Below are 19820 nucleotides of genomic sequence, written 5' to 3' on the forward strand. Positions count from 1 at the left end.
CAGAACCTCTTCACAGCTGATGTGACTCGTGAGTAACATGACGGCATGACTCAGGTGTTGGGGTTGTGGGAGCGGTTGCGTGGGGTGCCTGGTGGGGAGCGGGTGTTTTCTTGGGGGTTCACCTGGAAGGCGCCTTACTTCCGGTCGGTGCGGCCTCGGTTCGTGCAGGTGAGTCCCAACTACGCGGCCTTGAGATTGCCCAAGCGGCGGGCGGTGCTGAATCACATCGGGACCGTGCATGCGATTGCCGTGTGCAACGGTCTGGAGGCGGCGATGGGGGCGTTGGCCGAGGCGACCGTGCCGGCGGGGAAGCGCTGGCTGCCGAAGGGGATGGAGGTCGCGTACCTCGCCAAGTCGACGTCGGATCTGACCTGCTCGGCGGAGACGGATCCCGCAACCTGGACCGCGGGGCCGGACGTGCCGGTGCGGGTCAAGGCGACGCGTGACGACGGGACGGTGGTCGTCGAGGGGACGATTTATCTCTGGGTGACGGACAAGAAGTCGACGTAGGGTCGCCCCGTGACTGAGCTGCGGGTGGTGGAGGTTGCCGAGGAGTATCTGGACTCGGTGTTCGAGGTGCGGACGCGGTCGTTCGGGCCGGGCGGTGACAAGGACGAGTGGAAGAAGTCGGCGCGGGAGTTCATCGCGGACGGGCGTTATCTCGGAGTCGTCGACGGTGACGAGCTGGTCGCGGCGGCGCGGATCTGGCCGCTGGAGCAGTGGTGGGGCGGGCGACGGGTGGCCAACGGCGGTGTGGCCGGTGTGGTCGTCGCGCCGGAGTACCGCGGGCGCGGCGTCGGCAGTCTGTTGATGCGCGCCGTGCTCGATCGTTGCGCCGAGAAGGGCTATCCGCTGACCTCGTTGTATCCGGCGACGACGGTGCTGTACCGGCGCCTGGGGTACGAGTTCGCGGGCAGCCGGCACCTGTACACCTTCCAGGCGGCCGATCTGCGGACCCTGGGCGGCAACGGTACGGCGGTGCGCAAGGCAGGTCGTGACGATGCCGACCTGTTCCTCGAGCTGGCCGGGAAGGTGCACGAAGCGCGGCGTTCGAACGGTCCGCTGGTCTGGCCCCGCGTGCAGGTCGAGTCCTGGCTGGAGGACGAGAACAGCTTCGCGTACGTCGCCAAGGACGGCTTCGTCGTCTACAAGTGGTCCGACCGCGAGCTCGCCGTCGAGGAGCTCATCGCCGGTTCCGAGGAGACCGCTCGCGCGCTCTGGGCCACCGTCGGCTCGGGTGCGTCGATCGCGAAGACCGTGGAGGCGTGCTGCCCGCCCTTCGACGCGATCCATCTGATGGCCGAGCACGAGGCCACCGGCAAGTCCTGGCAGAACCGCTGGATGCTCCGGCTCGTCGACGCTCCGGCGGCCTTGGCCGGACGAGGCTTTCCCGACGGCGTCCTACTCGAGGCGGACCTGCGGATCGACGACCCCGAACTGCCCGTCAACACCGGGGACTGGCATCTCTCGGTCGGCAACGGAGCGGCTCGGCTCACGGCCGCTCAGCCGTCGAGCGACGCGCTGCGACTCGGCCCGCGAGGACTTGCCGCGCTGTACGCCGGTACGCCGCTGGCAACGCTGCGCGGAGCCGGGCTGGCCGCCGGGGGAGCGGCGCCCGCCGACTCGGCGTTCGACGCGGCCTTCGGCGGACCCGCGCCGTACATGCTCGACGACTTCTGAGCCTCGGCGCGCCGATTTCCAAAGGCCCGTCGCCTCCGTCTAGGGTTGTCGAACAAACGTTCGGAGGTGGTCCATGCGGGTGCTCGGCGTCGACCCGGGACTGACCCGGTGCGGCCTCGGCGTCGTCGAAGGGACGCCGGGGAAGCCGCCGGCGCTGGTGGCCGTCGGGGTGATCCGGACGCCGGCCGACCTGGATGTGGCCAAGCGGCTCGTGCGGATCGAGGAGGAGCTCGACGAGTGGATCGCCCGGCACCAGCCGGACGCGGTCGCGGTCGAGCGGGTGTTCGCCCAGCACAACGTCCGGACGGTGATGGGGACGGCGCAGGCCTCGGGGATCGCGATGGTGGTCGCGGCGCGCCGCGGTCTGCCGGTCGCGCTGCACACGCCGAGCGAGGTGAAGGCCGCGGTCACCGGATCGGGCCGCGCGGACAAGGAGCAGGTGACCACGATGGTCACCCGGATCCTCAAGCTCAGCGAGCGGCCGACGCCCGCGGACGCCGCCGACGCGCTCGCGCTGGCGATCTGCCAGGTGTGGCGCGGCGGGGTGGCGAGCAAGTTGCAGCAGGCGGCCACGAGCCGGATCAACCTCGAGGCGGCGGCGCAGGCGCAGTCGCGGCTGCAGGTGGCGCGGCTGCGGGCCGCGGTGGCCGCTCAGCAGGGCAAGCGGTGATCAAGCAGTGAGCGCGACGTGAGCAGGCTTGGAGGCTGGCGATGATCGCCTTTGTACGGGGCCCGGTGGCGGCCGTCGGAGTGGACAGTGCCGTCGTCGAGGTCGGGGGAGTGGGCCTGCTCGTGTACTGCGACCCGGGCACGCTGGCCGGGTTGCGACCGGGGCAGGAGGCCCGGATCTCCACGTCGATGGTGGTCCGTGAGGACTCGCTGACGCTGTACGGATTCGCGGACGACGATGCGAAGACCACCTTCGAGCTGCTGCAGACCGCGTCCGGGGTCGGGCCGAAGCTGGCCCAGGCGGCGCTCGCGGTGCTGAGCCCCGACCAGCTGCGCCAGGCGGTCGCGACCGAGGACCTCGCCGTCCTGGTGAAGGTTCCGGGCATCGGCAAGAAAGGCGCCCAGCGGATCGTGCTGGAGCTGAAGGACAAGATCGGCGCGCCGTCGAAGACGGTTACCGGCCGGCCGCTGCAGACGCAGGAGGCATGGCGCGACCAGGTGCACGCCGGTCTGGTCGGTCTCGGCTGGTCCGCCCGCGACGCCGAGGACGCCGTCACCGCCGTGTCCCCGCTGGCCGCCGACAACCCGAACCCGTCCGTTCCCGACCTGCTGCGTGCCGCGCTGCGCGTGCTCTCCAAGGCGTAAGAGATGGAAGACAACGTCCGGCCCCTCGTCTCCGCGGACGCGGTGGATCTCGAGGAGCGCAAGATCGAGTCCGCGCTCCGGCCGCGCACGCTCGCCGAGTTCGGCGGGCAGCGACGGGTCAGCGAACAGCTCGAGCTGGTGCTGCACGCGGCCCGCGGCCGCAACCGCGCGCCCGACCACGTGCTCCTGTCGGGTCCGCCCGGGCTGGGCAAGACCACGCTGGCGATGATCATCGCCAGCGAGATGTCCGCGCCGCTGCGGGTGACGAGCGGTCCGGCGATCCAGCACGCCGGCGACCTGGCCGCGATCCTGTCCGGGCTGAGCGAGGGCGAAGTCCTGTTCCTGGACGAGATCCACCGGATGTCCCGGCCCGCCGAAGAGCTGCTCTACATGGCGATGGAGGACTTCCGGGTCGACGTGATCGTCGGCAAGGGCCCGGGCGCCACGGCGATCCCGCTGGAGATCCCGCCGTTCACGCTGGTCGGCGCGACCACCCGGGCCGGTCTGCTGCCGGGACCGTTGCGTGACCGGTTCGGGTTCACCGGTCACCTGGAGTTCTACGAGGCGGCCGAGCTGGAGAAGATCGTGAACCGGTCGGCCGCGCTGCTGGAGGTCGACATCACGCCCGAGGGCGCGACCGAGATCGCGTCCCGGTCCCGGGGGACACCGCGGATCGCGAACCGGCTGCTGCGCCGGGTCCGCGACTACGCCGAGGTCCGGGCGGACGGCATCGTCACGCTCGCGCTGTCCAAGGCGGCCCTGGATCTGTACGAGGTGGACAAGATGGGCCTGGACCGGCTGGACCGCTCGGTTCTGGACGCGTTGTGCCGCCGGTTCGGCGGCGGGCCGGTGGGTCTTTCGACGCTCGCGGTTGCGGTCGGCGAGGAACGTGAGACCGTGGAGGAAGTAGCGGAACCTTTTCTGGTCCGGTCGGGCTATCTGGCCCGTACGCCGCGCGGTCGCGTCGCCACGCCCGCGGCCTGGCGGCACATCGGGCTGAAGGTACCGAAGGGCGCGACGTTCGCGGACACGCTCTTCGACACCGACGAGGACTGAGGAGTTCGGCTCCAACTGAACAAGAGCGGAGTCCGGGGAACACCGACCGGCGCCGGAACGTAGACACTGCGTGACGTCGACGTGGTGAGTAACTCAAACGTGACCCGGTGTCATGAGGTAGTTGTTGACGCTCAGGGTTAGACTCCCCGGTGGCCTGACCTCCAGGCCGTCCGCTCCGACCTGCGCGTTCGTGCAGGGCACTCCGACAACCGACCCGACGAAGGATTCTGAGACCCGATGCAACTCCTCGCCGTACCGATGGCCTCCTCCGGGGGCGGTGGCATCACGCTGCTGCTGCCGCTGATCCTGATCGTCGGAATGATCTGGTTCATGAGCCGGACGCAGAAGAAGCAGCGCCAGCGCCAGGCCGACACGGTCGCCGCGCTCACGCCCGGCACCAAGGTGATCACCACCAGCGGCCTGGTCGGCATCGTCGAGGAGACGGACGACGACTACGTGACGCTGGAGATCTCCGAAGGCGTGCTGGTCCAGGTGGTCAAGGCCGCGATCGGCCGGGTGATCCCGGACGAGGACGCCGCCGCCGACGAGGTCGAGGCGCCCGTGGCCGCCGACGAGGCCCCGGCCGCCACGACGGCCACCACGACGGTGGTCACCGACGAGGCCGACGACGCTGCGAAGGTCGACGTACCGGACGCGGGCAAGGCCGGTGAGAAGGCCGACGGCAAGGTGCAGGACGCCCCGAAGCTGCCGCCGACGCACACCGAGAACTGATCTCCTTCCCCACAACGGCCTGCGGCGCGGCGTTCGGCGTCCACCAGACGGTGCGGCGCGCCCAGAAGTACAAAGGTTGAAACTGACGTGGCAACGACTTCGACATCCCGCCCCGGGCGGAGCCTGATCGGCCTGCTGGTCGTCGTGGTTCTGCTGTTCGGGATCATGGCGCTGACCCAGACCTGGAAGCCCAAGCTCGGGCTGGACCTCCGGGGCGGCACCACCATCACGCTGACCGCCAGCACGATCGACGGCAGCGGCAAGGTGACCGCCGAGCAGCTGAACGAGGCGAAGAACATCATCGGCCAGCGGGTCAACGGTGCGGGTGTCGCCGAGTCCGACATCACCACCTCCGGGGCGAACCACATCAACGTGGCCGTCCCGGGCGCCACGAAGGAATCCCTGGTGTCGCAGGTCGGCCAGACCGCCTTGCTGTACTTCCGGATCGTGTACGACGCGCAGGCCGCGGCGCCGCAGCCGACGCCGTCGACCACCCCGTCGACGACGCCGAAGCCGAGCACCACGCCGAAGGCGACCACGACGCCGAAGCCCAGTGCCACGATCAAGCCGAGCGCCACGCCCAGCTCGCCGAAGGGCCGGGCCTGGAGCAGCGCGCTCGGTGAGGCGACGCCGACGCCGACCCCCAAGGCCAGTACGACGCCGACCGCCAAGCCCAGCAGCACACCGAGCGCGACGCCGTCGACGCCTGCCGCCGGAGGCGACCCGCTGAACTACACGCCGGACGCGGCCACGCAGGCGGCGTTCGCGACCTTCAAGTGCGGTGACAAGCAGGTCGACGACCCGAACAAGCCGATCTTCTCCTGTGACCGCGAGGGCACCTACAAGTACCTGCTCGGCCCGGCGATCATGAAGGGCACCGACCTGTCGGACGCCTCCGCCGGGATCCCGCAGAACGGCCTGCAGTGGCAGGTGAACCTGAAGTTCACCGGCGAGGGCGGCGACAAGTTCCTGAAGGCGACCACCGCGATCTCGAAGCGCGGCCAGGGCCAGAACCTGTTCGCGATCGTGCTCGACGGCGAGACCATCTCGACGCCGAGCGTGGAGAACCCGATCCCGGGCGGCCAGGCGCAGATCACCGGTACCTTCACCGAGGCCGAGGCCCGGGACCTGGCGAACGTGCTGAAGTACGGCGCGCTGCCGGTCAAGTTCGACATCTCCTCGGTCGAGACGGTGTCGCCGCAGCTCGGCGGCGACCAGCTCTCCGCGGGCATCTGGGCCGGTATCGCCGGTCTGGCGCTCGTCGTCGTGTTCTGCTTCCTGTACTACCGCGGTCTCGGCATCGTCGTGGTGTTGTCGCTCGTGGCCGCCGGCGTCCTCACCGGAGCGCTGGTGATCCTGCTCGGCAAGGCGATCGGGTTCACGCTGACGCTGGCCGGTATCGCCGGTCTGATCGTGGCCGTCGGTATCACCGCGGACTCGTTCATCATCTACTTCGAACGACTCCGCGACGAGGTCCGTGAGGGCCGCAGCCTGCGGTCGTCGGTGGAGACCGGCTGGGCCCGGGCCAAGCACACGATCATCGCGGCCGACTCGATCTCGCTGCTCGCCGCGCTGGTGCTGTACGTGCTGGCGATCGGCAGCGTCCGGGGCTTCGCGTTCACGCTCGGCCTGACCACGCTGATCGACCTGGTCGTGGTGTTCCTGTTCACCAAGCCGCTGGTCACGCTGCTCGCCCGGACCGACTTCTTCGGCCACGGGCACAAGCTGTCCGGACTCGATCCGGAGCATCTGGGCGTCGAACGACTGCCCGGACAGACGAAACCGTCGGCCCGGCGGCCGCGGAAGACGCCGTCGACGCGCAAGCCGGTCGGAGGGGAGGTCTGATGTCGAAGCTCGGACAGATCGGTGCCAAGCTGCACCGCGGCGAGGTCTCCTACGACTTCGTCGGTCACCGCAAGTTCTGGTTCAGCCTCTCGGCGGTGCTGGTCATCATCTCGCTGGCCGGCCTGTTCGCCCGCGGCCTGGCGCTCGGGATCGAGTTCAAGGGCGGCGTCGAGTACGAGGCGAAGGTCAAGGTCACCGACAGCACGGTGCAGGACTTCGGCGACGCCGTGAAGGCGACCAACGCCAAGGACCTCGGCGACCCGGTCGTCACCACGATCAACAACGAGAAGGTCCGGGTCCAGACCAAGCCGCTGGCCCAGAACGACATCGGCGTCGTCCGCGCGGCGATCGCCAAGGAGGCCGGGATCCCGGCCGACCAGGTCACCTCGCAGCAGATCGGCGCCTCCTGGGGCAAGCAGATCGCCGACAAGGCGATCCTGGCGCTGGCGGTGTTCCTCGGCCTGGTCTTCTTCGTGATCTGGCTGTACTTCCGGGAACCCAAGGCCTCGATGGCGGCGATCATCGCGCTGGTGCACGACGTCACGATCACGGTCGGCGTGTACGCGATCATCGGTTTCGACGTCACGCCGGCGACCGTGATCGGCGTTCTGACGATCCTCGGTTACTCGCTGTACGACACCGTCGTGGTGTTCGACAAGGTCCGCGAGAACACCCGCGGTATCACCGGGTCGAACCGCTACACCTACTCGGACGCGACCAATCTCGCCGTCAACCAGACCGTGGTCCGCTCGATCAACACCACGGTCACCGCGCTGCTGCCGGTAGGCGCGATCCTGGTCGTCGGTACGTGGGTGCTCGGCACCGGCCCGCTCAAGGACCTGTCGCTGGCGCTGTTCGTCGGTATCGCCGTCGGCGCGTACTCGTCGATCTTCATCGCGCCCTCGCTGCTCGCGGTCTTCAAGGAGCGTGAGCCGGGCATGCAGGCGCTGCGCAAGCGGGTCACCGCGAAGAAGGCGCAGGTCGCCGCCGCGGCCGCCCCGGTGGCCGTGCCGGCAACTGCCGGGGCGGCGCGGTCCGCCGTCCAGGACACGCCGCGGAAGGCGGACCGGGCGACCGGTGCGGTGCCGACGCCGTCGTCGCGGCCGATGAAGGCGGCTGCCGCGGGCCGGCCGCAGCCGACGCGCAAGCCGCGGTCGAAGCGCGGTAAGTGATGCGGTCGCTCGAGCAGGTTCTCACCGACGGCATTCGCGACATCCCGGACTACCCGCAGGCGGGGGTGGTGTTCAAGGACATCACCCCGCTGCTGGCCGACCACACCGGCTTCACCCAGGTGGTGGAGGCGCTGGCGACGGCCGGCAAGGACGGCGACGGCGCCCCGGTGGTCGACAAGGTGGTCGGGATCGAGGCCCGCGGCTTCATCCTGGCCGCGCCGGTCGCGCTCGCGCTCGGCGCCGGGTTCGTGCCGGTGCGGAAGAAGGGCAAGTTGCCGGCGGCGACGTACGAGGAGTCGTACGCGCTGGAGTACGGCGAGGCCACGATCGAGGTGCACCAGGACGCGTTCGCTCCCGGTGACCGCGTGCTGGTCATCGACGACGTCCTGGCCACCGGCGGCACCGTCGAGGCCTGCCTGCGGCTGATCCGGCGCTGCGGCGCCGAGGTCCTCGGGACGGCGGTCCTGCTCGAACTCTCCTTCCTCCCGGGCCGCAAACGCCTCGAGGGCGAGAGCGTCAGCGCCCTCGTGACGGTCTGAATTCGGGCAAACTCTCCGTCGCCGCGAGCTCACCCGGCGTGTTGTCCACAGGCGGTTCGGCCTGGTTGGACGCGGGCCTCTAGACTGGTGCTCTGTCGGCGGAGGGACACAACGTGGGCGAAGACCCGGCGATGACATCTGCGGTACCGAACGCTGTACCGCAGGAGCCTCCGCGCGCGCCGTCACCGGTGCGCCCGGCGCCGGTGCCCCAGCCGCCCGCGACCCAGCCGCCGCGGATCGCCCCGGCCCGGGTCCGTGCCCGGCTCGCCCGCCTCGGCGGCACCCGGCACCCGAACCGGGCGCCGATGCTCGAGCCGCTGTTCCGGGTGGTCCGCGCAACCCACCCGAAGGCCGATCTCGGCATGATCGAGCGCGCCTACCGGACCGCGGAGAAGTACCACACCGGCCAGATGCGCAAGAGCGGCGACGCCTACATCACGCATCCGCTCGCCGTCGCCACCATCCTCGCCGAGCTCGGTATGACCGCGACCACGCTGTGCGCCGCGCTGCTGCACGACACCGTCGAGGACACGCCGTACACGGTGGAGGAGCTGACCCGCGACTTCGGCGAAGAGATCGCCATGCTCGTCGATGGCGTCACCAAGCTGGACAAGGTACGCTACGGCGAGTCGGCGCAGGCCGAGACCATCCGCAAGATGGTCGTCGCGATGTCCAAGGACATCCGGGTGCTGGTGATCAAGCTGTCCGACCGGCTGCACAACATGCGCACGCTCGGCTCGCTGCGCCAGGAGAAGCAGGAGCGGATCGCCCGCGAGACGCTGGAGATCTACGCCCCGCTGGCCCACCGGCTCGGTATGAACACGATCAAGTGGGAGCTCGAGGACCTGGCCTTCTCGACCCTGCACCCGAAGGTGTACGACGAGATCGTCCGGCTGGTCGCCGAGCGCGCACCGTCCCGCGACGAGTACCTGGCGACCGTGATCGACCAGGTGCACGAGGACCTGCGCTCGGCGAAGGTGAAGGCCACCGTCACCGGCCGCCCGAAGCACTACTACTCGATCTACCAGAAGATGATCGTCCGCGGCCGCGAGTTCGGGGACATCTACGACCTGGTCGGCATCCGGGTCCTGGTCGAGTCGGTCCGCGACTGCTACGCGGCGCTCGGCATCATGCACGCGCGGTGGAACCCGGTCCCCGGCCGGTTCAAGGACTACATCGCGATGCCGAAGTTCAACATGTACCAGTCGCTGCACACCACCGTGATCGGCCCGCAGGGCAAGCCGGTGGAGCTGCAGATCCGCTCGTTCGCGATGCACCGCCGCGCGGAGTACGGCATCGCCGCGCACTGGAAGTACAAGGAGGACCCCACCTCCGTCGCGCCGGCCGCGCCGAGCACCGACATCGGCGGGCCGAACGACATGCCCTGGGTGCGGCAGCTGGTCGACTGGCAGCGGGAGACCTCCGACCCGTCGGAGTTCCTCGACTCGCTGCGGTTCGAGATCAACAATGCCGAGGTCTACGTCTTCACCCCGCGCGGTGACGTGATGTCGCTGCCGACCGGATCGTCCCCGGTCGACTTCGCCTATGCCGTGCACACCGAGGTGGGGCACCGCTGCATCGGCGCCCGGGTCAACGGGCGGCTGGTGCCGCTGGAGAGCACCCTGGAGAACGGCGACGTCGTCGAGGTGTTCACCTCGAAGGCGCAGGGCGCGGGGCCGTCGCGCGACTGGTTGACGTTCGTCAAGAGCCCGCGCGCGCGGAACAAGATCAAGCACTGGTTCTCCAAGGAGCGCCGCGACGAGGCGATCGAGCACGGCAAGGACGCGATCGCGAAGCAGCTCCGCAAGGAAGGTCTGCCGCTGCAGCGCCTGCTGTCGCACGAGACCCTGACCGCGGTCGCGAACTCGCTGCGCTACCCGGACGTGACCGGGCTGTATGCCGCCGTCGGCGAGCAGCACGTGAGCGCGCAGGCCGTCGTCCGGCGCCTCATCGAGACGTACGGCGGTGAGGAGGGCGCGGCCGAGGACCTGGCCGAGGGCCTGCGGCTGCCGCAGACCCGCGAGCGCCGGAAGCGGACCGCGCGCGGCGACGCCGGTGTCATCGTCAAGGGCGCGACCGACGTGCTGTCGAAGCTGGCCCGGTGCTGTACACCAGTGCCCGGCGACGAGATCATCGGCTGGATCACCCGCGGCGCAGGCGTCTCGGTGCACCGCGCCGACTGCGCGAACGTGGAGAACCTGAAGACCCAGCCCGAGCGGATCGTCGAGGTCGAGTGGGCGCCGACCGCCCAGTCCGTCTTCCTGGTCGCGATCCAGGTCGAGGCACTGGACCGGGCGCGGCTGTTGTCGGACATCACCCGGGTGCTGTCGGACTATCACGTGAACATCCTGTCCGCGGCGCTGACCACCACCCGCGATCGGATCGCCAAGTCCCGCTTCACCTTCGAAATGGGCGACCCCACCCACCTCGGTCACGTCCTGAAGGCAGTCCGCTCGGTCGAGGGCGTCTTCGACGTCTACCGCGTCACGCAGTAGGCCGTGGGGGACTGGTTCGGCCGGCGGACCGCGGCTGCGGCTGTCGAGCTGGCCAGGACCCGGTTCGAGCGCGGGTTCGCGTTGCTGGTGCGCAATTCGCGGATCGGGTCGGGCAACGACGGCTTCGACCTGGACGAGCTGCCGTGGTCGGCCGAGGGGGAGGACGAGGGGGAGGACGAGCAGGCGTTCTGCTCCGGCGGATGCGGCGTTCGTACGGTGCCCGGACCACGGGTTGTTCCTGGGTGATTACACGGATTGCCGGCTCTGTTTGTGAGGGCGGGCAGACTGCGGGTATGAGCGGTTTCGGGCGGCGTGGGTTGTTGCTTGCCGGCGTGGGGATGCTGGCCGGCTGCAGCGCGTCGTCGGGCAAGCAGGCGAGTGGTACGTCGGTGCCGTCAGGCACCGGCTCGTCGGCGGGCACGCCCAGCGCCCGGACGCCGACCACCCCGACGTCGAGCACCCCAACGCCGAGCGGCCCGTCGAGTGCTCCGGCGTCAGAGACGCCGCGGGAGATTGTGCTTCCGAGGGTGCGGTCCTGGGCGCCTGGTCCCGGGGAGCTCGAGCCTGCGGCGAAGCGGGCGGCGGTCGCGGCGGTGGTTGAGCTGCTGCGGTCCCGCGACACCCGCGGTGTGGTGGAGGTGATCGACGCGCAGTACGGCGGGATCCTGAGCGACACCGCCAGCGTGCTCGTGCCGTGCCGCAGCTTCACGCTCGCGGACAGCCGAGTGGTCACCGGCGGCACAACCGTCGACGTACGGCTCACCAAGACGCAGGGGACCTGGAGGGTGACCGCGATGCATCCCGCACAGCCGGGAAAGGCGACGACGCAGCTGTCGCCAGCCGCGCGACAGGTGCTGAGCAATGCGCGGATCGCGCTACCACCCGCCTCGGCCGCGGACATCCGCTCCGGTCAGGTCCACGAGAGCGTGCTGGCCGCGATGCTCGAGCTCGCCGGGACGTACCGGATCGACGTCAGCGTGATCCGCTCCGGCCATCCGATCAACGTGTTCGGCACCGACCGCCCGAGCGACCATCCGCGCGGCCGCGCCTTCGACACCTGGCAGATCGACGGCCGCGCGGTCGTCGACCCCGCGACGCCGCGCGCACTGGTCACGTCGTACATGCGCGCCACAGAGTCGCTCGGCTCCTACAACGTCGGCGGCCCGTACCAACTCCCCGGTCCGGCGTACTTCTCCGACCGCACCCACCACGACCACATCCACGCCGGCTTCAGGACCTGACCGGGCGCCGGCTCAGGTGCCGGACGAAGAACCGGGCCGCGTCGTCACCCGCGAACTTCGGGACGCCTGTGTGGCCGCCCATATTCGCCTGCAGCGTCTTCTCTTGGGATCCGAAGGCATCGAACAGGTCGAGAGCGTGCTGACGGTCGTTGCCCTCGTCGTCCCATTGCAGCAGGACGTGCAGGGGAACGGTGATGCGCCGGGCCTCGTCGAACATGCCCTCGGGGACGTAACTCCCGGCGAAGAAGCCGGCGGCAGCGATCCGCGGCTCGACAACGGCCAGCCGGATGCCGACGGCAAGGACTCCTCCGGAGTACCCGACTGGGCCGCCGACCTCGGGCAGTGACAGGAGGGCGTCCAGGGCCGCCTGCCACTCGGGGACCGCCTGCTCGACCAGCGGGAAGATCAGCCGGTCGACGATCTCGCCGACCGGCTCGCCGGTCGCCAGCGCCTGCCGCAGGTCGGCACGGGCCTGCTCGACGTCAGCGAGTCGAGGGCGGTCGCCGCTCCCGGGGAGCTCGATGGTCGCCGTGGCGAAGCCGAGCTGCGCGCACTGGCGGGCCCGGTCCATCAGCCGCGGATACATCTTCCGCAGTCCGCCGGGGTGGCCGAGCAGGATCAGGGGGAGCGGAGCGGAGCTGGACCCGGGTACCCAGAGGATGCCCGGTACGTCGTCGAGAGTGAATTCGCGCTCGACGACGCCGTCGTCGAGGTGCCGTTCGGAGGTGAAGTCCATGGGTCGTGCCTTTCGGGAGTGCTCGTGAACGGCGCTCCCGGACGACCTATCGCCCGACCGTGACCTCAGAGAGGAGCACCCATGTCGATGCGTTCACGGGTATCACCTCCTGCTTCGGTCGCACGGCCTCCGGAAGCGTAGCAGCGGCCGTGGCCGGCGACCACGGCATTACCAGTCAGTCCCACTCCCACTCGATGCCGACCGTGCCCGGGTCGGCCGACGCCTCGAGGACGTGGACGCGGCCGTCGGGGGTGAGCATCAGCTCGCGGTGGACGAGATTCGGGCCGGAGGTGTGGCAGCGGCGGATCTCGTGGACGCGGACCGGGAGCGCGGCGCGGTCGAACTGCACCTCCAGCACGTAGTGCATCCCGCCCCACTCGCTGAACCGCTGGTACTCGGTCGCCGGCAACCCGGAGCGGTCCTCGACCTCGTAGTGCACGACGGCCGTCTCACCGACCGCGAGGACCCGGTCGAGCAGCAGCTCGCCCAGCAGCGCGCCGGCCTCGGGGGAGCGCGCGATCCGGCCGGTCCGGCAGCCACTCAGCGCCCGGAGCGTGAGCTGCTCGGCATCGCAGCCCGGCTCACCCTGGTGCGCGATGATGAGTCGGTCCACCGGCTGCACGGCGACCACGCTCTGGGTCACGCGCCGCAGGTGCGCGCTCCGATCCGGGTCGAGCCGGACCTCCTCGAGAACGGTCACGTTGCGCAGCCTGCCGTGGGCGTCGCGGCGGAGCCTGTCCAGCAGCCGGGTGAGGGCCTCGGCGTAGTCGACCACGGCGTACGGCTGCAGCGTCGCCGACGGATCGGTCCGGGACGGCGGGATCCGGACGGTGAGCCAGCCGGGCGGAACCTCCAGCAGGTCCTCGAGCGCCGTCACGATCGCCAGCGAGTCCTCGCGCGGCACCCGCCGGCCGCTCTGCCAGGTGCTCAGAGTGGCGACCCCGACGTTCAGCCCGCGGTCGGCGAGATGGGTGCGGATCCGGTTCAGGGCCAGGCCGCGCCGGGCGATCGCCTGCCGCAGCGCGTCCGCGAACGGCGCCTCCGGCGTCACCACCGGGACAGTGGAATCGATCATGTCCACCCTCCTTTGGGGAAGTGTAAACATTCACAGCACGGTCCGGCACTGGTTCGTCACCCGCTGTTCACGCGGAACTGCCGTTCACACCGCCGTCCGGCCCGCGTCCCAAGTCCTTGCCGCGCGGCGGCGACGTCTCGACGATGGACTCCGCCCACCCCGCAGTACCTCGTGAAGGAGGACTCATGCGCAGGCTCCGCCCCAGCCGCACCTGGTCGTTGCTCCTGGCCACGATCCTCGGCCTGGCGACGCTGGCACCGCTCGCCCCGCCGGCCTCGGCCGCCCCCGGCAGCTACTACCTGAACGTCACCGGCCAGGCCCAGCAGAAGTCGAACTGGTGCTGGGCCGCGAGCGGCAACAGCATCGCCGCGTTCTACGGACGCTCCTACTCGCAGAACCAGTTCTGCAACATGGCCTTCGGGTACGCCGTGAACGCGACCTGCCCGAACAACCAGGCGACGCTCGCGAACGACCAGCGCGCGTTCCGCACGATCGGGATCAGCGCCGGCAGCTACGTCTCGTCCACGCTCAGCTTCAGCACGCTCGTCACCGAGATCGCCGCCGGCCGGCCGGTGATGACCCGGATCGGCTGGACGTCGGGCGGCGGTCACATGATGGACATCATCGGGTACGACGCCTCCGACTCGACGATCGAGTACTACAACCCGTGGCCGGACGACCCCCGGTACAACTACTCGACCTACAACTGGTACCGGTCCAACTCGCAGTTCACGTGGACGCACTCCCTGTACCGGATCGGAGCCTGACATGCGCCGCCCGAAGCACCTCCTGCTCCGCTGCGCCGCCGTCCTCGCGGCCGGTCTCGCGTTCTCGTTCGCGGCCTCCGGCCCGGCCGGCGCGGCGGGTCCGCAGCCGGTGTCGCCGAACGAGTTGTCCAAGGCAACTGATGCCGCCAGGTCGTCGGACGCGCTGAGCCTGCTGGGCAAGGCCGGTGGTACGGCGAAGGCCGCGGCGAGCGTCGCGCGGGACACGCACCCGATCTACGCGCTCGACCCGGCCTTCGTCCGCGACGCGTCGGCGCCCGTGGCAACGTTCTGGTACGCGGCAACCAGTGCCGTACAGGGCGGCCGGACGCTGACCGTCTTCACCGCACCAGACGACCAGGGCGCCTGGCATGCTGTCAATGTGGCCTCCGGCAACACCGAGGCCCGCATGGTGTCCGCCGCGGCCGGCGCCCTCGTGTTCACCGAACCCCAGATCGGCGCCTGGTACGCCGTTTCCGGAACCCAGGTGCGGCCGCTCAACCAGTCGGCCGTCAAGTCGATCGGCGCCAAGCCGATCACGACCACCGCCTACCAAGAACTGGTTGCCCACCGCTACGCCGACAAGCTCCCCGGCACCCAGTACAACGAGTCCGGCACGGCCGGCGGCTACGACACCACTGCCTCGACCACTGCCTCGACCACCGCCTCAGCCACTGCCTCGACCACCGCCTCGACCACTGTCCCGTCCACGAACCACCACGTCGCCGCGGTCGCCGCGGCGGCCGGCATCCTCGCCTTGGTTCTCCTCCTGCTGGCCCGCCGCCGGTACAACGACTGACCGTCGGTACCTGGGCCGATCCCGCCGCCCCGGACTGGTCGCCACCCGGGCACCATGTCCCCGCCGGGGCGCGCACCACCCGGTTCACCGACCATCGGTGGACCGGGTGGTTGGGAGCGAGCGTCGGTCAGGAGATGAGGTTCTGCTCCGTCACGAACGAATGCTCGCCGGTCTCGTCCTTCCAGTAGACGAGGGTCGGCGAGGTGGTGCCGTTCGTCGGCCCCGACGTCTCGAGCGCTTTGCGCGTCGTGCGGGCGGACTCGATGAGCGAATGGAACTCGCTCATGATCTTCCGCTCGCTCTCCATCGTCGCCGTGAAAGCGTCCTTGAGCTTCGCGAGCTCTTTCTCGAGCGTGGCGCCCTCGCCGCCCGGGAGGTTACGTGTCGCCCAGTTCATGTCCTGGAGCTTCGCCTCGCGCTGACCGATCTCGTCCTTGAGCCCTCGTGAGCGGTCCTGCAACTGCTGCCAGAACACGATCCCGTCGTCGATGACCGCCTTCAGGTGTTCCATCGACGAGGTGACCGATTTCGGGTTCTCCTGCATGTCGACACAGACCCGGAGGTAGGAGACCCGGAGCTCCACGAACGAGGCGAGCATCGCGCTGTGGGCGTCGTAGTTCGCCTGCTGAACCTCTCTGAGGTCATCACCGTTCGTGGCGCTGCGCGCTTCGACAAGGCGTCGGAACCTGGCGGCCAGTGCTCGCACGTCGCGTTCCGCGAGCGCGAGGCGCACAAGCATGTCGTTCGAGAAGGAGCCTTCGAGGCTGTACTGCCGGTAGACGTCGTCGACGGTCCTGGAGGCGGCGAGCAGCTCGCCTGCGTGCGTCGCCTCGCTCCGGGCGATCGCCTTGTCCAACGCGCTCTTGATGGTGTCGAGCTTCCGGTCGACCTGCTTGAACTGCTGCATCATCACTGCCGTGTTGAGCGCCAGAACCGCGAGGATCGGCGCCACGACCGGAAGTGAGCTCGCCACGGCGATGAACGGCGCCTGTGCCACGATCCCACCGGCTCCCATCACAGCGCTGCCGACGCCGTTGCCGACGGTCATCAGCGTGGCGGGGTTCGCGGTCGCCATGAAGAGCGTCGACGAGAACGCTGCCGACAGCGCGGTCGCACCCGTCGCCGCGCCTGCGACGGCCAACGACAGCGCACCTTGCGGAGAGACGGCCCGCGCGTCCGGGACGTAGTTCCCCGTGGCCAGATAGCCCTCGCGGAGGCTGGAGATCATCAACTCTCGCAGCTTGCCCTGGAACTCGAAGACGGCGAGCTCCGCTCCCTCCTTGCCCAAGCGCCGAACCTGGACCTCTTGAGGCACTTCTTCAGGCGTATCCACAACTCCCCCTCCAGGCCTCGCCCGCACGGCGACACCATCCACCCCACCCTCGGACCGCTGCGACTTTATCCCAGTCCGCTCGCCCGCTCATACCCGTCGATGTCGTCGCGTCTCACCACCGACGCGGTAGGCGTGGTTCCTGGCAGAGGAAGCTGCCGACGGCGAGTTCCAAGGCTGGGTACGAGCCCCACAGGTCGGTGCGCCGCACGGAGATCACCTGCCAGCCGAGACCTTCGAGCTCGGTGCGGCGGGTTTCGTCCTTCAGCTGTTGCCTGGTCGACGAGTGCCAGGCGTCGCTGTCGTACTCCAGCCCGAGCCGCCGGCCGTCCACCGGCCGATCCGGATACCCGAGGTCGAGCCGGTAGGTGCGCGTCGGTCCGTTGACCGGCACCTGCAGCTTCGGCCGGCCGAAGCCGGCGTCGATCAACCGGAGCCGCAGCCAGGACTCGCCCGGGGACGCCGCGCGCCGGTCGGCCCAGCGCAGCACCTCCTGGCTCTGTCGATAGCCCGACTGCCGTTCGTGGGCCACCGATGCGGCGCGGAGGGCCCAGAGGTCGGCTTTGCCGGTGCGGAGGAACGCGTCGACGGCGGAGAGCGCGAAGGGCCTCGGGAGTCGCATCGCGAGTTGGACGGCGCTCGCGATCGGGCTCAGGACTCGCAGGCCGTGCACCTCGACGGTGTCGGCGGCCGTGCGCGTCCACTGGGCTTCCACGAGCTCGGCAGGCCCGAGCGCGGTCGTGTCTATGCCGTGCAGCCAAGCGGCGGCCGCGCCGCACACGACCGCCTCCGGAGGGGTCAGCAGGCGAAGCGCGTTCGCCCGCAGTTGCTGCGAGTCCGGCACGCGGTGGTCGACGTACACGCCCTTCATCACCGGGCGGATGTCACCAAGACCGAGCAACCACTCGAGCTTTCGCCCCACCTGGTAAGGCCGGAAGGGGAGACCGCAGAAGTAGTACGGGAAGTCCGCAGAAAGCATCCGGACAGGATCTCCGAAACCCCGCGATCCTGCCGGACGTTGTCCACAGCCTTGCCCTAAGGTCGCCTGATGCGCCCGCTGCTCGCCGCCCTTGCAGTCCTGTTTCTGACCGCCTGCACGCTCCCGGTGGAAGGCACCGAATCGACACCGGCCCCGCCCACCACCGGTACGGCGAAGCTGATCACCGCCGAGCTGGCCAAGGTACGAGTCGTCCCGAACCGCCCGAAGGTCCCTGGCTACCAACGCGACCGGTTCGGCCAGACCTGGTCGGACAACCACGCCGGCGTCGGGGGCCACAACGGCTGCGACACCCGCAACGACATGCTGGCCGCACGCCTGACGGCCGTTCAGTATCGCGGCCACACCAAGTGCGTGGTCACCGCCGGGGTCCTGACCTCCGACCCGTACACCGGCCACCGCATCGAGTTCCGCAAGGCCGACGCGTCCAAGCTCCAGATCGACCACATCTACCCACTGGCCCGCGCCTGGGACATGGGCGCATCCACCTGGCCCACCCAACGCCGGGTCGACTTCGCCAACGACGAGGCCGCCAACCTCCTGGTGGTGGACGGCTCCGCCAACGCCTCCAAGAGCGACGAGGGCCCAGGGGAGTGGCTCCCCCTCAACCGCACCTACCGGTGCACCTACGTCCTCGAGTACCTCCGGGTGGCCGCCAAGTACACCCTGCCGATCACCACCACCGAGGCCTCCACCGCCAGGTCCATCACCCACACCTGCCCGTGACGGCTGCGTGGGTTCGGTTGCTCAGCTGAAGTCGGAGAGCGCGTTCTGGGCCTGGGTCAGCCATTCACGGCGGGCGGCGATGGCTTCGCGGGCTTCGGTGGCCTTGCGGGTGTTGCCCTGGGACTCGAACTTGGCCGCCTGCTTCTCCAGGTCCGCGATCAGCGACTGGAGCTGCTTGACGGTCGCCTCGGCGCGGGCGCGTGCCTCGGGGTTGGAGCGGTTCCAGACCTCGTCCTCGGCGGCCTTCACGGCCTGCTCGACAGCCCGCAGGCGCCCGTCGACGGCGCGCATCGAGTCGCGCGGCACCTTGCCGATCTGGTCCCAGCGGTCCAGGTAGTCGCGGAGCTGTTCGCGGGCGACCCGCGCGTCCTCGACCGGGAGGATGGTCTCGATCTCGGTCAGCAGCGCTTCCTTGGCCCGCAGGTTCTCCACCTGCTCGGCGTTCTCCTCCGCCTGGACGGCGTCCCGCGCGCCGAAGAACTGGTCCTGCGCCGCCCGGAACCGGGCCCACAGCTTGTCGTCGACCTCGCGCGGCGCCGGCCCGGCGGCCTTCCACTGCCGCATCAGGTCCCGGAACCGCCCGGACGTCGGGCCCCACTCGGTCGACGAGGCCAGCGTCTCCGCCTCGGCCGCGAGCCGGTCCTTCACCACGGCGGCCTCCTCGCGCTTGGAGGACAGCTCGGCGAAGTGCTGCTTGCGGTGCCGCGTGTACGTCGTGCGCGCGGAGGAGAAGCGGTGCCACAGCTCGTCGTCCGACGACTTGTCGAGCCGGGGGAGTGCCTTCCACTCGTCGAGCAGCTCGCGCAGCCGCGTCACGCCGTGCCGCCAGTCGGTGCCGGCAGCGATCGTCTCGGCCTCGGTGGCGATCTTGGTCTTCGCGGAGCGGGCTTCCTCGACCTTCGCGGCCCGCTCGGCCTTGCGCCGCTCGCGCTGCTGCGCGACCAGCGGGGTGAGCGCCTCGAGCCGCGCGTGCAGGCCGTCCAGGTCGCCGACCGCCTGGGCGTCCTCGATCGCGCCGGTCACCTTCTTGACCGCGGCGCGGGCGTCGTCGGGGGACACCGTGCCCGCCTGGACGCGCTGCTCCAGCAGTTCCACCTCGAACGCCAGCGCGTCGTACCGGCGGGTGTAGAAGGCGAGCGCCTCCTCGGGGTTCGCGTCCGGCCACTGGCCGACCGCCCGTTCACCGTCCTTCGTCCGTACGAAGACCGTTCCGTCCTCGGCTACCCGGCCCCAGTTCTCTCCGGCCACAACTCGCCCCTTCCGGCGGTATGCACTGCGCTCGTGCCCATTCTGGTCAGTCCCCGGTCCAACCGTGCGAA

At 69.9% G+C, this 19820-nt stretch carries 20 protein-coding genes; 15 read left to right on the forward strand and 5 right to left on the reverse strand.

Translation table 11 applies throughout. The features are described 5' to 3' along the window. Positions 1-45: 45 nt before the first annotated feature. The 12 genes from ABZX12_RS09695 to ABZX12_RS09750 all read left to right on the forward strand — a co-directional run bounded on the left by ABZX12_RS09695 (position 46) and on the right by ABZX12_RS09750 (position 12074). Positions 46-510 (forward strand): hotdog fold domain-containing protein, encoded by a 465-nt coding sequence (locus tag ABZX12_RS09695; RefSeq protein ID WP_355691550.1) that lies wholly within the window; start codon positions 46-48, stop codon positions 508-510. 9 nt (positions 511-519) lie between these two features. Next, positions 520-1680 carry a GNAT family N-acetyltransferase gene (locus ABZX12_RS09700; protein WP_355691552.1) on the forward strand — a complete coding sequence of 387 codons (1161 nt, stop codon included), beginning with the start codon at positions 520-522 and terminating at the stop codon, positions 1678-1680. A gap of 73 nt (positions 1681-1753) precedes the next feature. Next, on the forward strand, positions 1754-2350 hold the full coding sequence (gene ruvC, locus ABZX12_RS09705; protein WP_355691554.1) for a crossover junction endodeoxyribonuclease RuvC: 597 nt from the start codon (positions 1754-1756) through the stop codon (positions 2348-2350). 41 nt (positions 2351-2391) lie between these two features. After that, positions 2392-2994 carry a Holliday junction branch migration protein RuvA gene (gene ruvA / locus ABZX12_RS09710; RefSeq protein ID WP_355691556.1) on the forward strand — a complete coding sequence of 201 codons (603 nt, stop codon included), beginning with the start codon at positions 2392-2394 and terminating at the stop codon, positions 2992-2994. A 3-nt stretch (positions 2995-2997) separates the two neighbouring features. Next, the gene (gene ruvB, locus ABZX12_RS09715) at positions 2998-4050 is read left to right on the forward strand and encodes a Holliday junction branch migration DNA helicase RuvB (protein WP_355691558.1); all 1053 of its coding nucleotides are present in this window, start codon (positions 2998-3000) and stop codon (positions 4048-4050) included. Positions 4051-4287: 237 nt separating this feature from the next. Next, entirely contained in the window at positions 4288-4782 is a 495-nt protein-coding gene (gene yajC / locus ABZX12_RS09720) for a preprotein translocase subunit YajC (protein ID WP_355691559.1), read from the forward strand. Positions 4783-4869: 87 nt separating this feature from the next. Continuing rightward, positions 4870-6627: a protein translocase subunit SecD gene (gene secD / locus ABZX12_RS09725; protein ID WP_355691561.1), complete on the forward strand. Its 1758-nt coding sequence runs from the start codon at positions 4870-4872 to the stop codon at positions 6625-6627. Further along, positions 6627-7799: a protein translocase subunit SecF gene (gene secF / locus ABZX12_RS09730; protein ID WP_355691563.1), complete on the forward strand. Its 1173-nt coding sequence runs from the start codon at positions 6627-6629 to the stop codon at positions 7797-7799. The genes secD and secF overlap by 1 nt, the downstream gene beginning before the upstream one ends. Beyond that, entirely contained in the window at positions 7799-8338 is a 540-nt protein-coding gene (locus ABZX12_RS09735; RefSeq protein ID WP_355691564.1) for an adenine phosphoribosyltransferase, read from the forward strand. Before secF ends, ABZX12_RS09735 begins: the two co-directional genes overlap by 1 nt. A gap of 305 nt (positions 8339-8643) precedes the next feature. Then, entirely contained in the window at positions 8644-10833 is a 2190-nt protein-coding gene (locus ABZX12_RS09740) for a bifunctional (p)ppGpp synthetase/guanosine-3',5'-bis(diphosphate) 3'-pyrophosphohydrolase (protein ID WP_355692834.1), read from the forward strand. Between the two features lie 3 nt (positions 10834-10836). Next, positions 10837-11079 (forward strand): hypothetical protein, encoded by a 243-nt coding sequence (locus ABZX12_RS09745; protein ID WP_355691566.1) that lies wholly within the window; start codon positions 10837-10839, stop codon positions 11077-11079. Between the two features lie 47 nt (positions 11080-11126). Next, positions 11127-12074 (forward strand): hypothetical protein, encoded by a 948-nt coding sequence (locus ABZX12_RS09750; protein ID WP_355691568.1) that lies wholly within the window; start codon positions 11127-11129, stop codon positions 12072-12074. On the opposite strand, the gene ABZX12_RS09755 is transcribed toward ABZX12_RS09750, so the two are convergent. Both ABZX12_RS09755 and ABZX12_RS09760 read right to left on the reverse strand, forming a co-directional pair. Continuing rightward, complete coding sequence (locus ABZX12_RS09755) at positions 12064-12810, reverse strand: alpha/beta hydrolase (protein WP_355691570.1); 747 nt, start codon at positions 12808-12810, stop codon at positions 12064-12066. The genes ABZX12_RS09750 and ABZX12_RS09755 overlap by 11 nt on opposite strands. A 175-nt stretch (positions 12811-12985) precedes the next feature. Further along, positions 12986-13885, reverse strand: a complete 900-nt coding sequence (locus tag ABZX12_RS09760; RefSeq protein ID WP_355691572.1) for a hypothetical protein — start codon at positions 13883-13885, stop codon at positions 12986-12988. 185 nt (positions 13886-14070) lie between these two features. On the opposite strand from ABZX12_RS09760, the gene ABZX12_RS09765 reads away from it, so the two are divergent. Continuing rightward, positions 14071-14652, forward strand: coding sequence for a papain-like cysteine protease family protein (locus ABZX12_RS09765; RefSeq protein WP_355691573.1), 582 nt, complete (start codon positions 14071-14073; stop codon positions 14650-14652). 1 nt (position 14653) lies between these two features. Continuing rightward, positions 14654-15448 (forward strand): hypothetical protein, encoded by a 795-nt coding sequence (locus ABZX12_RS09770; protein WP_355691575.1) that lies wholly within the window; start codon positions 14654-14656, stop codon positions 15446-15448. Positions 15449-15575: 127 nt separating this feature from the next. Here ABZX12_RS09770 and ABZX12_RS09775 read toward each other — a convergent pair whose 3' ends face one another. Beyond that, on the reverse strand, positions 15576-16736 hold the full coding sequence (locus ABZX12_RS09775) for a hypothetical protein (RefSeq protein ID WP_355691577.1): 1161 nt from the start codon (positions 16734-16736) through the stop codon (positions 15576-15578). Positions 16737-16893: 157 nt separating this feature from the next. Next, the gene (locus ABZX12_RS09780) at positions 16894-17757 is read right to left on the reverse strand and encodes a hypothetical protein (RefSeq protein ID WP_355691579.1); all 864 of its coding nucleotides are present in this window, start codon (positions 17755-17757) and stop codon (positions 16894-16896) included. A 69-nt stretch (positions 17758-17826) separates the two neighbouring features. Between ABZX12_RS09780 and ABZX12_RS09785 the strand changes: the two genes are divergently transcribed. After that, a complete protein-coding gene (locus ABZX12_RS09785) occupies positions 17827-18501 on the forward strand; it encodes an HNH endonuclease family protein (protein WP_355691580.1) in 675 nt (224 codons plus the stop codon). Between the two features lie 21 nt (positions 18502-18522). On the opposite strand, the gene ABZX12_RS09790 is transcribed toward ABZX12_RS09785, so the two are convergent. Next, positions 18523-19749, reverse strand: a complete 1227-nt coding sequence (locus tag ABZX12_RS09790; protein ID WP_355691582.1) for a DUF349 domain-containing protein — start codon at positions 19747-19749, stop codon at positions 18523-18525. Positions 19750-19820: the final 71 nt, after the last annotated feature.

It is taken from the genome of Kribbella sp. NPDC003505, assembly GCF_040610875.1.
Classification (GTDB): domain Bacteria; phylum Actinomycetota; class Actinomycetes; order Propionibacteriales; family Kribbellaceae; genus Kribbella.